Source organism: Erythrobacter sp. W36, from assembly GCF_057364935.1.
The window spans coordinates 125001-139401 of the sequence record NZ_CP200281.1; the positions used below are offsets into that span (position 1 = coordinate 125001).

Genomic DNA, 14401 nt, shown 5'->3' on the forward strand with positions numbered 1-14401 from the left:
GGGTTTTTAAATCGATGCCGTGGCGGTATCGTCTTGCTAGCATGAGCTTAGGCTCTGGCTAGACGGATGGTGCCATCACAAATCAATCAAATTGATTATCTGGCTGAGATAATTCTCTGCACTATCATGAAGACGGCAGCTTTTATGCAGGCTTGTCGTTGATGGTGTGGATTCTCAAGCGTGAGGTAAGAGCATTTGGTGGATGCCTTGGCATGTACAGGCGAAGAAGGACGTGGCACGCTGCGATAAGCGTCGGGGAGATGTGAGCAATCTTTGATCCGGCGATTTCCGAATGGGGAAACCCACCTTCACCATTTCTTTCATTGATCCTTTGGGGTCACTGAGAGAGGTGGATAAGGTATCACCTTAGTGAATATATAGCTTTGGTGAAGCGAACCCAGGGAACTGAAACATCTCAGTACCTGGAGGAAAAGACATCAACCGAGATTCCGTTAGTAGTGGCGAGCGAACGCGGACCAGGCCAGTGCCTTTTCATAAATTAGCAGAACTCTCTGGAAAGTGAGACCGTAGTGGGTGACAGTCCCGTATGCAAAAATGATTGAAAAGGACTTGAGTAGGGCGGAACACGTGAAATTCTGTCTGAACATGGGGGGACCACCCTCCAAGCCTAAATACTCGTACATGACCGATAGCGAACACAGTACCGTGAGGGAAAGGTGAAAAGCACCCCGATTAGGGGAGTGAAACAGTACCTGAAACCGGATGCTTACAAGCAGTTGGAGCCCCTTTAGGGGGTGACAGCGTACCTCTTGCATAATGGGTCAGTGACTTAATCTAGCATGCAAGCTTAAGCCGTTAGGTGTAGGCGAAGCGAAAGCGAGTCTGAATAGGGCGACTGAGTATGTTGGATTAGACCCGAACCCCGGCGATCTAGGCATGACCAGGCTGAAGGTGCGGTAACACGCACTGGAGGGCCGAACCGTTGCATGTTGAAAAATGCTCGGATGAGTTGTGTTTAGGGGTGAAAGGCCAATCAAGCCGGGAAATAGCTGGTTCTCCGCGAAATCTATTGAGGTAGAGCGTCAGATGTATGCCGATGGGGGTAGAGCACTGGATGGGCTAGGGCTGCGCGAGCGGTACCAAACCTAACCAAACTCCGAATACCATCGAGTCTTGTCTGGCAGACAGACGGCGGGTGCTAAGGTCCGTCGTCAAAAGGGAAACAGCCCTAACCTACAGCTAAGGTCCCCAAATAATACCTAAGTGCGAAAGCATGTGGGAATCCCAAAACAACCAGGAGGTTGGCTTAGAAGCAGCCATCCTTTAAAGAAAGCGTAACAGCTCACTGGTCTAAATAAGGGTTCCTGCGGCGAAGATGTAACGGGACTAAAGGTATTTACCGAAGCTTAGGGTTGCAGTTTACTGCAGCGGTAGCGGAGCGTTCCGTAAGTTGATGAAGCCGAAGGGTAACCGACGGTGGAGATATCGGAAGTGCGAATGCTGACATGAGTAGCGATAAAGAGGGTGAGATGCCCTCTCGCCGAAAGACCAAGGGTTCCTGCTCAACGCTAATCGGAGCAGGGTAAGCTAGCCCCTAAGACGAGCCCGAAGGGGGTAGTCGATGGGAACCACGTTAATATTCGTGGGCCTGAAGATGTGTGACGGATCGTGGAAGTTGTTTCCTCTTATTGGATTGAGGGGGCAGCCAAGCGGTTCCAGGAAATAGCCTCTTCATATAGACCGTACCCGAAACCGACACAGGTGGTCAGGTAGAGTATACCAAGGCGCTTGAGAGAAGTATCCTGAAGGAACTCGGCAAATTGCCTCCGTACCTTCGGAAGAAGGAGGCCCTGATTCGAGGCAACTCTTATTAGGGGGCACAGGCCAGGGGGTAGCGACTGTTTATCAAAAACACAGGACTCTGCTAAGTCGGCTTCAAGACGACGTATAGGGTCTGACGCCTGCCCGGTGCTTGAAGGTTAAGAGGAGGAGTGCAAGCTCCGAATTGAAGCCCAAGTAAACGGCGGCCGTAACTATAACGGTCCTAAGGTAGCGAAATTCCTTGTCGGGTAAGTTCCGACCTGCACGAATGGCGTAACGACTTCCCCACTGTCTCCAGGATATGCTCAGCGAAATTGAATTCTCCGTGAAGATGCGGAGTACCCGCGGTTAGACGGAAAGACCCCGTGCACCTTTACTGCAGCTTTAGAGTGGCATTAGGAAAGAACTGTGTAGAATAGGTGGGAGGCTTTGAAACTTGGGCGCCAGTCCGAGTGGAGCCAACCTGTGAAATACCACCCTGTTGTTTTCTGATGTCTAACCTAGGTCCGTTATCCGGACCAGGGACCCTCTATGGCGGGTAGTTTGACTGGGGCGGTCGCCTCCTAAAGAGTAACGGAGGCGCGCGATGGTATGCTCAGGCCGGTTGGAAACCGGCTGCGAGAGTGCAATGGCATAAGCATGCCTGACTGCGAGACCGACAGGTCGAGCAGAGACGAAAGTCGGTCATAGTGATCCGGTGGTCCCTCGTGGAAGGGCCATCGCTCAACGGATAAAAGGTACGCCGGGGATAACAGGCTGATACTGCCCAAGAGCTCATATCGACGGCAGTGTTTGGCACCTCGATGTCGGCTCATCACATCCTGGGGCTGGAGCAGGTCCCAAGGGTTTGGCTGTTCGCCAATTAAAGTGGTACGTGAGCTGGGTTCAGAACGTCGCGAGACAGTTTGGTCCCTATCTGCCGTGGGCGTCGATACTTGAAAGGAGTTGCCCCTAGTACGAGAGGACCGGGGTGAACATACCTCTGGTGTACCAGTCATTCCGCCAGGAGTGCCGCTGGGTAGCTATGTATGGACGGGATAACCGCTGAAAGCATCTAAGCGGGAAGCCTCCCTTGAGATTAGGTATCATCGAACCGTAGTAGACCACTACGTTGATAGGCTGGGTGTGGAAGCGCAGTAATGCGTGTAGCTAACCAGTCCTAATAGTTCTGTTCGCGCTTGTAGAATCTGCACCATCAACGTCAGCCCTGCGTGGCTTTCATTGATTGGTAGAGAATTTCTCAAGCCAGATACGCCCAAGAACACTAAACCAAGTGCACCGATTTAAACCCGTTTTCCGCAAGCTTCATTGCTTGGTGGTCATAGCGTCTGTGACCCACCCGATCCCATCTCGAACTCGGCCGTGAAACCAGATAGCGCCGATGGTACTATGTCTTAAGGCATGGAAGAGTAGGTCGCTGCCAGGCATTGTAGCTTGCGGACTGCGGGACAAACCCATTCACTAGTCAAAGGGCTGATCCGTCAAGGACAGCCCTTTTGACGTCTTTAATGACGTCAAACGGTGCCGCGGGGTGGAGCAGTCCGGTAGCTCGTCAGGCTCATAACCTGAAGGTCGTTGGTTCAAATCCAACCCCCGCAACCATCGCATCATTGAAAAGCCATGATATTTCAGCCTCACTGCTGGCAGTGGGGCTTTTTTGCGTTTGGGGTGTTGGGTTGTGCCGATTGCCTCAAAAGCGGCACATTTGTGGGTAATCCAAGACTTGCTCCAAGACAAAGACAGCCGAACATCAGATCCAGTTTTGCCAAAGGGCACATAGTCCTATAGCGGCACCCTATGCTCGATCGGATGCAGTTTTCAGGTAACTGGCGTGACTATCAGGCGCGTGTTCTTGAGCAGATGCATGACCATCTTGCCGATGACAGGCTGCACGTCGTTGCTGCGCCCGGTGCAGGCAAAACCATTCTTGGGTTGGAGATCGTCCGCAGGTTGGGAAAGCCAGCGCTTGTCTTTGCGCCAAGCCTTTCGATCCGCGATCAATGGCGCGAGCGATTATCTCCGCTGTTCATGGCCGCAATTCCGGGCGATGACGAGATTTCGCGCGATCTTTCGGCGCCCGCCAAGTTCACCCTGTCGACCTATCAATCGCTCGACAGCTTTCGGCGCAGTGATGATCTGACTTCGCTGATTGAGAACCTCAATGCGCTCGGGTCGTTTACGCTGGTTTTGGATGAAGCGCATCATTTGCGCCGAGCCTGGTGGGATTGCTTGGACCGGCTGCGGCGAGAGCTCAAAGACGTCACCATCGTCGCGCTCACCGCGACGCCGCCTTATGATGCGAGCTTTGCCGAGTGGCGTCGGTATGAGGATTTGTGCGGGCCGATTGATTTGGAAATCGGCATTCCAGAGCTGGTCCGCAATGGCGATCTTTGCCCGCATCAAGACCATCTGATCCTGTCTGAACCAACGGAAGACGCACTGGCTTTGCTCGACCGCCGCAGGCAAGCCATTGGCGATTTGCAGCGCGATCTGCGCGAAGACGCCGATTTCCTGGATTGGTCGGAGCAGCATCCGTGGATGACGGATCCCAAGGGCCATATTGAGGCCATATTGGATGCTCCTGAAATGCTTTCGGCGGTGCTGATAATGCTTGGCTCTGCCGGGCGAAAGCTTCCAAAAGCGCCGCTTAAAGTTCTGGGTGCCTCTGCGCGTGACTTACCAATGCCTTCTCTGTTCTGGCTGGAGCGATTGCTCGATGGCTTGCTGGCGCAAAACAAGGACGAGTTTCCGCTTTCCCCTGAACGCCGCAAGTCACTGGAAAACCGCCTTCAGAGACACGGCCTGATTGAGGGCGGGCGCGCACGGCTGAGGCACACGCGCTCGGTCTTCCGCCTGCTTGCATCCAGTCTGGTGAAACTAGAGAGCATCACCGCCATTGCAGAGGCAGAAGCGGCATCGCTTGGCGATGATCTGCGGATGGTTGTGCTGTCCGATCATATCCGCGCGGGCGAGTTGCCGAAGCGTGATGAGGACGAGTTCAAACCGGCCAAGCTGGGCGTTGTGCCCATTTTTGAAAGCCTGAGGCGAGCCGGTGTGAACGCGGGCGAGCTCGCGGTTCTCACGGGCAGTCTGGTCATCATTCCTCAAGGGGCAGCGCACGCATTGGAGGTGGTTGCTGGCGAGCTTGGCCTTGATGCCTCTGAACTGCGGACAAAACCGATCTCAGCCTGTCCTGGTCATGTCGAATTGCAGGTGACGGGCGGCAGCAATGCCGACCTTGTGCGCGTAATCACCGCGCTGTTTATGCGCGGCGATATACGGATTTTGGTGGGGACGCAGTCTTTGCTTGGGCAGGGATGGGATGCGCCCGCGCTGAACAGTCTGGTTCTAGCCAGCAACACCGCGTCTTTCACGCTCTCGAACCAGATGCGCGGGCGCGCCATTCGCATCAATCCGAAAGCGCCCGAGAAAGTGTCGAATATCTGGCATTTGGCCACGCTAGAGCCGGATACGGGCGGGCTGGCTGAAGCGCTTGAGACCTCGCTCAATTGGGGAGCATTGAATGATGGAGGGCCATCCCGCACCTCCGACATTGGGGTGGTGGCGCGGCGGTTCAGAGCGTTTGAGTGCATTCCGAACGGCGCATCGCATCTTATCGAAAGCGGGCTGGGGCGCCTCGGGCTCAATCCAAGTTTGACGATCGCGCAGCAAAATGCGGCCAGTCTGAGCTATGCCTCAGGCCGAGCCGGAATCGCTAAGAAATGGCGCGAATCCCTGGGCGAGGGGGAGGCGCGCTCGCAAGTGCGCGAAACCGCCGCGCCGAATTATGCGCCAAGGGCGCTGAGCTGGTCTGACACGCTGCATTCGCTGGTGTGGACCGCCACCGGGAGCGCAGGCATTGCGGCGGCGGATCAGCTACGCGGGGTCGCATCAATGGAGGGGCTTGGGATCATGGCCATGGGCGCGCTGGGCATTGCGACGCTGGCCAGTCTGCCTCGGCTAGGTCGCGCGGCGCGGCTCGCATGGCGCAATGGCTCGCTGGAGGGCAGCTTAAGCGAAGTGGCGAGCGCAGTTTTGACCAGCCTTGGTCAGGCGGGGTTTGTGACTGCAAGCGAGCTTGAAAGGGCGCAAATCACCGTCCGAACCAGTGTTGATGGCCGCAAGGATGTGATCGTGTCTGAAGTCAGCCGGTCTACCGAGCGGCAAGTGATGGAGGGCATCGCGGAAGTGTTGGGCCCTGTGCAGAACCCGCGTTATCTCTTGGTGCGAAAATCGCGGCTTGGATGGCGGCTGCGTGCGGATTTTCACGCTGTTCCGGCGGCATTGGCCGGGCGCAAGGAAAACGCCGAAGCCTTCGCGAAAGTCTGGCGCCAGAAGGTGGGGCGCGGTGAGCTTGTCTTCACCCGCACGACCGAAGGTCGTCAGACCTTGCTGCGCGCGCGGATGCGCTCATTCGCCGCTGGCTTTCAGCGATCCGTCGACCGGCGTTCTGCTTGGGTTTAGCGGCGCGTAGCCGCTAAGCGTTTGCCGGTTAGGCCACTTTCAGAGCTTCAGCTTCGTCGTCCTGAGAGCTCTCGTGCGTGACGGGCTCAGGGCGTCCGAAGTGGAAGCCTTGGAAGCAAGAGCAACCCAGTGCCAGCATCGCTTCGGCCTGGTCTTCTTGTTCGATGCCTTCGGCGGTCACATCGATCTCTAGCGAACGAGCCAGCGAGACAATCGCGGTCACGACAGCTTGGCTCTTGCGCGAACCAGCGGCAGCGGCCTGAACAAAGTCGCGGTCAATCTTGATCATCGAGAAGTTCATTTTCTCAATATAGTTGAGCGAGGAGTAGCCGCGGCCGAAATCATCAAGCGCGAAGGATACGCCCAGCTCTCGCAGGCTCTTCAGTTGAGATTCCAGCTCATCGTCCATTTCGAGCAGGATAGTCTCGGTAAGCTCCAGCAGCAGGCGCTTTGGCGCGAGGCCGCTCGAAGCCAGAGCATCTACCACAGTTGCTAGGAAAGCACCGGTGGTGAGCTGCAATGACGAGACATTGACGGTGAGTTTGACGTGCTCGGGCCAATTCACCGCTTCCGCGCAGGCTGAGCGCAGCATCCACGCGCCGAGCTGTTCGATCAGCAGAGCTTCCTCGGCGATCGGGATAAACACGCTCGGCGGGACAATGCCGCGTTCCGGGTGGTTCCAGCGCATCAGAGCTTCATGGCCCATCACTTCGCGGTCAGCGCCGCTGATGATTGGCTGATAAGAGATCGAGAGCTGGCCGTTTTCGAGAGCAGCGGAAAGATCGTTTTCAAGGTCTGAGCGATCCTCGAGGCGATCACGCATGCTCTTGGTGTAGGACACGTGGGTGCCGCGGCCGCGGTGCTTGGCTTCGTAGAGGGCGAGGTCAGCATTGGTCATCAGCACACTGTCGGACACGCCGCCGGTGATTGCCGTGATACCGATCGATGCGCCAACGGCGAGTTCAAAATCGCCAACTTGGTAAAGTTCACCGACTTGCTCGATGATCTTGTCGGCAACTTCAGCTGCTTCTTCGATGCTCGTCGATGGCCGCAGGAACAGGCCAAACTCGTCGCCGCCGAGGCGGCCAATGACCGCATCTGGGCCAGCCGCGTTCCGGAAACGCTCCGCTACCTTGGCGAGCAATTTGTCGCCGACCGCATGGCCGTAAACATCATTCACTTGCTTGAACCGGTCGAGGTCGATCAGCATCAGAACGCCTTGCTCACCGGTTTCTGCGCAGGTTTGCGAGACGCCCTCAAGCTGGCTGCGGAAGTGATCGCGCGAGAACAGGCCGGTCAGGCTGTCGTGCTGCGTCACATAGGTGAGTTTCTCGTTCGCTGCGCTAATCGCGGCGCGGCTGCGGTTCACCGTACGGAGGATCAGCAGCGCGACAACGAAGGCGGCGATGACGAGGCCAATGACGGCGGAGAGCAGGAACACTTGGTTCTGCGCACTGGTCAGACGGGCTTCGTTCGCTTCTTTCTCAGCCGATAGCTTTGAAATGCGCAGCTCCCTGTTTTCCGCATCGAAACGAGCGCCCAAGAGAGCGTTGTTGGCAACGGCAGAAAGATCCTGCGCCTGGCCTTCAATCCGGTGGAAGGCCGCCAAGTGATCGGCAGCGAGCTTGTACTCGCCGCGCGCAGAGTAAATCTTGTGAGCGGCATCATGGAAATCGCGGAACAGCGGAGAGGTCGAAGCCAGGTCCTGACCATTAAACGCGCGGCCAATATAGTCACCTGCGCGGCCTAGATCGCCTCGGCTGAGCTCAATTTGCGCGCGCACGCCGTAGAGGAATGGCAGCCATTCTGGCGCTTGGTCATAGGCGATGCGAAGGCCGCGTGCTGCGGTGTCTTCTGCCGCTGCGTACTGACCGTTCCGGTATTGGGTCGAGGCAATATTGGTGAGGATCCGCGCTTCCAGCAGCGGGCTCGACATTTTGCCAGCCACCGACAGAGCTTGACGAAATTCCTCTTCGGCTTCTTCCAGCCGCTCGAGCTGCTTCAGCGCGTTGCCGGTGTTGTTGTGCGCCGAGAGGGCGAGGGCATTGTCTTCCGGAAAGGCTTCGCCCGCCTGGCGGTAATATCCGAGCATCCGCTCATAATCTCGCGCGTCTGAATAGAGCGAGCCGATGTTCTGGAGCACAATTGCGCGGCTGCGGTTTTCGCCCAGCGCTTTGTAGCGCTCATCCGCTTCGAGGAAGAACGAGAGCGCCTCGCCATATTCGGCTTGGCGTGCTTTATAGGAGGCTTGCGAACGCAGCAGGTCAGCGTGCAGTTTGTCGCCGGGGAAGCTTTTGGCGACTTCATTGAGGGCCGACGCGATGATCGCTTGCGCTTCATCGCCGCGATTGAGGCGCATCAGGGCCTCGCCCTCGAGCCATTGCGCGGTCAGGCGTGACTTGGTTTCGGCCTTGGTGTCGCCAGCAACGAGCTCTTTGGCTTCGCGCGCGAGCTTCAATGCCTGAGCGGAGTCGCCCATCATCAGGGATTTGGCCTCAGCAATCGTCTCTTCGAATGCGTCAGCAGCAGGGGCGGCGGCAGTTGCCGCAGCGGTCACCGGCATGGCGAGAGCTAATGCAGCCGCGATCAGCGCGGCCCATCCTTTGATCAATCTGCCCATGTCAGTCCCCTATTTCCCCATTCCGCCTTGATAGTTTCCTTCAAGGTCGGATTAATTGCCGTATCGGACTAGAACCGCAGGCCAACACTCGCGCCGAGCACATAGCTGCGGCGGTCATCGCCGTCCCCATCGCTGATGTAGCGACCGAACAATCCCATTTCCGAAGACTTGCTTAGCGGCGTTGCGTAAACAATTTCCCCTGTCATGCGGCGTTTTGTTTCAATGCCGATCGTTTGGGTCACAAAACCCAATTCGCCGGTTTCACGATCGATGACCTGTTCGGAGCTGAATTCCAGCTCACCAGATTCCACATTCAGCGGCTGGCCGATGGAGACGCGCAGCACATCATTGCTGCCCATTAGGCCGCGCTTGTTCATCGTGATCTGGCCAGCGGTGCTGGTGATACGATTGGTGTTAGCGAACAATTGGCCGCCCGCTGTGTCGGTGCCGGCACCGGTTGCAGACAGATCGAATGAGAAGCCTTGGCCAAGATTGACGCTGGCAGAAACGGTCACCGCATTGGTGCTCGAACCATTGCCGAGGAATTCGTCAGAGGATGTTTGCACACCCAAGAGTGCATCATCCTCACGCAGGTTGGTCCATTGAACGTTGAGCGAGACGTTGTCTGTCACCTTCTGCTCAACGCCAAGGATCATAGCGCGCGCTTCGCGGGCACCAAGATTGCGCTGAATTTCACGCTGCAGTTCCGACACGCCGGAGATATCTTGCCAATCTTCGCGTTCTTCGCTGAAACCAGCAGTGATCGTGGTCGAAGGCGTAGGCTTGAAGCTCGCAGAACCAAAGACTTCGCCCGATGCGAGGCCCAAAATCGGGTTCACACCGCCAACATTCTGATCGTGGTCACTGATCAGGCCAAAACGTTGGCCGGTTAGCGAAAGCGCGCCTTGGCCGTGGCCCACGGTAAGTGAGAACTTTCCGCTTGGGTCTGTCAGGCTGGCTGCGGTGTGGACAGGATCAAGAGCGCCCTCATCAGTCAGGCGCGGTGCGATCATGTCGTATTGCAGGTTCCACTCGCCCCTTGTTGGCGCAACAGCAGAAGTGATCTGGGTCACGCCAATTTTGCCGTCACCGTCCTTGTCAGCGCCCTTGCTGAGCAGCCACTTTTCAAAGCGGCCTCGGATGAAGTCCTGGAAACGTTGCTCACCATGGCCAAGCACATCGGTGGTCCCGCCATATGTGAAGGACGATACGGGAATCGCGAAATCTCGGTATGTGTTACCGATCCGCTCAATCGCCGTGATGAACACTCCATCGGTTTCCCAGTGCTGCGGGATGCCGGCACCCAGCAGTTCGCTTACCTGAGTGATGACTGGGACCGTAAACCCGCCAATTTTCCGGTGAGTTTTGAATGTCAGAGCATTAAAATCGAGTGGCGACTGCGATGCTGCAACGTCCAGCAGGCCGTGGCCATAGACTTCGTCCACGCCAGGTGCGCCCAGATCCTGCGCTGACCGGAAGATGATCTCTGCCGTCTCTTCAGGATTGCGTGCAAGCCAAGTCCAGCGATCGTGCAGCAGTGAAATCGCGCCCGATACCAGCGGCGCCGCAAAGGATGTGCCCGAACGCCGGACCACGCCGCCAGCGCCATCCGAGACAAGGATCAACTCGCCCGGTGCGACAATCGTGCGATTGTAGAGCTCATTGCCAGCTGCACACACGCCATTGTTGAGCAAGCAGGCGCTGCCCGGACGGTTGGAGAAGCTGGAGATTTCGCCATTCAGACCAAGCGAACCAACCAGAATGAAGGTGGTGTCGCTGGTGTAGTCCCACTCAATGTCAGCCGTCTGCGAAATGCCATCATTACCAGCGGCGACCACATAAGTGGTTTCGTGATTGTAGCGGCTAAGATGGGTGCTGTTGAGTACATCAGCGAGGCCCTGGGAGACCGCCCAACCGCTCTCGCCTAGCGAGAGGTTCACAGCACTAACATAACCAGTTTCGTTGCCGCCAACATAAGCATAAAGCAGTTGTTCAATGCCCTGCTGGACCGCGTCCCAAGTCGCGGTGTTATCAGCATCAAACGGGTTGTATGTCGCGAGCTTGGCTTGCGGAGCGATGCCCAAAATGCCTTCGCCATCATGCGCGCCAGCGATCAGGCTGGCGACGCCTGCGCCGTGCCCGCCGAGCGGCGTGGTGTTACCACCTGACCAGGCAATGTTATCAGCAAGGTCAGCATCAGCGGCAAAGCTGCCGTCAACCACACCGATAATGGCCTGCCTGCCTGACCCTTGAATCTGCGTAATTGACGGGGTCCAGTTGACCGTATTCATCCAGTGATCGACATGATCGATCCCGGAATAGCCCATCAGGCTGTCGTGCCAGTCGAGGAAGAATGCTGCGCGGTCATTGGCTGATTTGCCAGCGAGTGAAACCTTGTCGTTAAGATCAACGCCGTGACGTGCGAGAACTTCGGTGACGAAATCGTCGCGGAACGAACGGCCGGTTTCCGCTTCATAGGCCGCGCCAAATTGCCCCTCAGCCTGATCGATCAGCGTGCCAAGGGCATTGAGGATGCGACTAGGAGTGCCATCGTAGACAGGCGTGAATTGGCCGTTGCTCTCAGTGTAGTTGAGGCTGCCCCAAACTTCATCAGCAGCGGCCATGTGCGCGCTGTTGTCTGCCCAGAATTCACCCAGCAGTTTCAGATTGGTCGCATCAAATGCGCCGATATCGCCATAAAAGGCGTCAATGTCGCCCCAGAACGCGCCAATGTCGCCGTAGAATGGGCTGATGTCGCCATAGAAGGCGTCAATGTCGCCGTAAAACGGGTTAATGTCGCCATAGAACGCGCCGATGTCACCGTAGAATGCACCGATGTCGCCATAGAAAGGATTGATGTCGCCGTAGAATGGATCGATGCCGCGCAGCGTCACGCGGCCCGTGTTTGCGCTGAGATCGGTGTTAACGATTGGAGCGGCTACCGGACGAACAGTGTTGATGGCCGCGTTGATTGGGGTCGCGGTGACAACAGTGCCGGTGGCTTGATCCGATGACCAAGCGGCGAATGCTGGAGAGCTAAGGATGTCCTGCGCCGCCGTCTCGACATTCAATGGCAACAGGCGCTGCGTGTTAGGCGCCAGTTCACTAGCAAGAACGAGGTCTTTCTCATCCAAAACAGGAAGTTCGTCGACCGTTTGATCTTGCGCATAGGCAGGGGCTGCGAGCGATGCCGCTATCGCAATTCCAGCAACTCCTGATGCAAACTTGGTAGCCATTCTGTTCATCCAATCAATCATTCGGCGTGCAGAGACGCCTTCGTGCTGCATGGATTACAGGGGGTGAGTTGGACTTGGATTGATGTGAATGGTTAAAATATTAAGAAGTCTGAACGCCCTCGAGGCGCGCGCGCTTGTGGACGAGAATCGCCAAAGCGGCTGAGGCGCGCGGTCGCAGCGGTAAATTTTGAGTAAACGCGGCTCATGGCGCTCGCCGCCAGGCAAAATTAGTCTGCTTTAAGTTTAACGCCAAACGCGCCGAATGCTTGCCTCGGCGAATCGCAATGGCGGCTCGCAAAGCGGCGAAAAGTCAGTGAAATCGGCTAGTGGCAAGCCCGTCGAGGCGCCTTCAGGCGGGCGGGACGACGCAATATTGCCGTCACACAGAGATTAACCGGCGCGAACGCGGGTTAGAAACGCCTGTACATGCTCTTTCAGACTGCCGGCCTGTTCCTCAAGGTCGGTGGCGCTGGTCAGCACTTGGCTGGCAGCGGTTCCGGTTGAGAGCGACAATTCGCGCACGTCTGAGATGTGGCCCGATACCTGATCGGTTCCGCGTGCGGCCATATCGATGCTGCGGGCCAGGTCTTGGCTCAGCCACGGACTGTTGATCGACCGCGCTGGCGATTGAGATCGCAGTGCTTTCGAGATCGCGAACCTGACCAGCAATCGCGCGCAGAGCATTGACGCTGGCGCCTGTTGTATCCTGCATCGCATTGATCTGCGCTGCGACCTCTTCAGTCGCGCGGCTGGTTTGCATGGCCAATTCTTTAACTTCGCTGGCGACCACGGCGAAGCCGCGGCCTGCCTCGCCGCCGCGTGCCGCCTCGATCGAGGCGTTCAGCGCCAGCAGGTTGGTGCGTTGAGCAATCGACTGGATCAACTCGACCACTTGTCCAACTTGTTCAGCAGAGGTTGAGAGCTCAGAAATCGTCGTATCGGCCTCTTTGGTCGCATCAGTGGCCAGACGTGCAAGTTCGCTTGAAGAGGTCGCCTGGCGGCTGATCTCGCCAATCGACATGGCAAACTCGTCGCTCGCTGCTGCTGCTGCAGTGGCGCCAGAATTGGCTTCCTTCATGCTTTGCACGACTTCGCTGGTGCGCTGGCTCGATTGCTCGGCCGACGAAGCCATCTTGGTCGCGGTAACCTGCAACTGGCTGGACGCAGCAGCCACGCCTTGAACAACATCGCCCACGGTATGCTCGAACTGCTTGGCGAGCTCATTGAGCATTTCCGCCTTGCGCTTCTCGTTCTCGGCGCGCTCATGCTCGCGTTCTTTTTGCTCTTGGATTTGCTCTTCGGCGCGCTTTGCCCGTTCGCGAGCCCAAATTTCCATCTGGCGGTTGGCGCGTTTGAACAGCTCCAAAGATTTCGCCATGTCGCCGATTTCATCACCGCGGGCATGGCCCCGGATCTCGAAATTGGGGTCACCCTTGGCCAGGCGGTTCATGCCGTCTGTGATGTCTGAAATGCTGTCGCCAATGCCATATGACATATAGCGCAGGCCAAGCAGCAGGATCAGCGTGGCTACAAAGCCGAGCGCAACAACGATACCAACCATGGCAAAGAAGTAATCGACGCCGATCTCGCGCATCCGCTCGCCATGGGCGGAGAGATCGATCGCGAAAGTTCTGGAATCTGCAAACAAAGTATCGCCCTTGTTCGACAGTTCATAAGACAGCGCAACGGATGCCTCGCTGCGGCCTTCGCGCGCCAAGCTCTCGCTCAGCGCAGCGAATGTCTCATTGTATTCGACCAAATCTGTTTGGATTTCGGCCACCCGCTCGCCCATTTGCGGGACGTGCGTGGCGACGATGCCATTGATTTGCGCAAGCTGCGCTTGAGCCGCTTCATAGCTGTCGCGCTGCCGCTCTAGGGCGATGGCTTCACCGCCGAAGATATAGCGAACGGAATTGTAGCGCAGCTCTCCGGTGGTGCCGCGTAGGTCGACTGATGCGAGGACGCCGTCCTTGATCTCATTGTTGACCTGAGTGCGATTCCACAGCTCGCCAAGGCCGAGGCCTAGGACGAGGGCCATCGCGAAACAAACGGCGAAGAATGTGCCGAAGATCGCCTTGATCTTGCCAGCGATCCGCAAATTGCGAAACCACTCGATGCGGTCGAGGAAGCTTTTGTTGGTTTGATTGGCGGTCTGGTCGAGGTTCGCAATTTCTTCTGCGATCTCTTTTTCCATCTTGCGCGCAAATTCAGGGACAGCGAGCTGCTCAAACTCATCCTGTTGCGTCATCATGTTCATTTCGGAAATTCCCACCTCAGGTCGTCGTTGGAAATTTCCTGA

4 protein-coding genes, 1 tRNA gene and 2 rRNA genes are annotated in these 14401 nt (G+C 56.9%); 4 read left to right on the forward strand and 3 right to left on the reverse strand.

Translation table 11 applies throughout. The features are described from left to right. Positions 1-175: 175 nt before the first annotated feature. From AC0V6U_RS00575 to AC0V6U_RS00590, 4 genes are all read left to right on the forward strand, one after another. A 23S ribosomal RNA gene (locus AC0V6U_RS00575) occupies positions 176-2965 on the forward strand. Positions 2966-3093: 128 nt separating this feature from the next. Then, a 5S ribosomal RNA gene (gene rrf, locus AC0V6U_RS00580) occupies positions 3094-3208 on the forward strand. Positions 3209-3307: 99 nt separating this feature from the next. Then, positions 3308-3384: transfer RNA gene (locus AC0V6U_RS00585), tRNA-Met, on the forward strand. Positions 3385-3579: 195 nt separating this feature from the next. Then, positions 3580-6246 carry a DEAD/DEAH box helicase family protein gene (locus AC0V6U_RS00590; RefSeq protein WP_472644309.1) on the forward strand — a complete coding sequence of 889 codons (2667 nt, stop codon included), beginning with the start codon at positions 3580-3582 and terminating at the stop codon, positions 6244-6246. Positions 6247-6274: 28 nt separating this feature from the next. Here AC0V6U_RS00590 and AC0V6U_RS00595 read toward each other — a convergent pair whose 3' ends face one another. The 3 genes from AC0V6U_RS00595 to AC0V6U_RS00605 form a co-directional block, all read right to left on the reverse strand. Further along, positions 6275-8866: an EAL domain-containing protein gene (locus AC0V6U_RS00595; RefSeq protein ID WP_472644310.1), complete on the reverse strand. Its 2592-nt coding sequence runs from the start codon at positions 8864-8866 to the stop codon at positions 6275-6277. Between the two features lie 68 nt (positions 8867-8934). Further along, positions 8935-12102 (reverse strand): S8 family peptidase, encoded by a 3168-nt coding sequence (locus AC0V6U_RS00600; RefSeq protein ID WP_472644311.1) that lies wholly within the window; start codon positions 12100-12102, stop codon positions 8935-8937. A gap of 454 nt (positions 12103-12556) precedes the next feature. After that, a complete protein-coding gene (locus tag AC0V6U_RS00605; RefSeq protein ID WP_486169336.1) occupies positions 12557-14359 on the reverse strand; it encodes a methyl-accepting chemotaxis protein in 1803 nt (600 codons plus the stop codon). Positions 14360-14401: the final 42 nt, after the last annotated feature.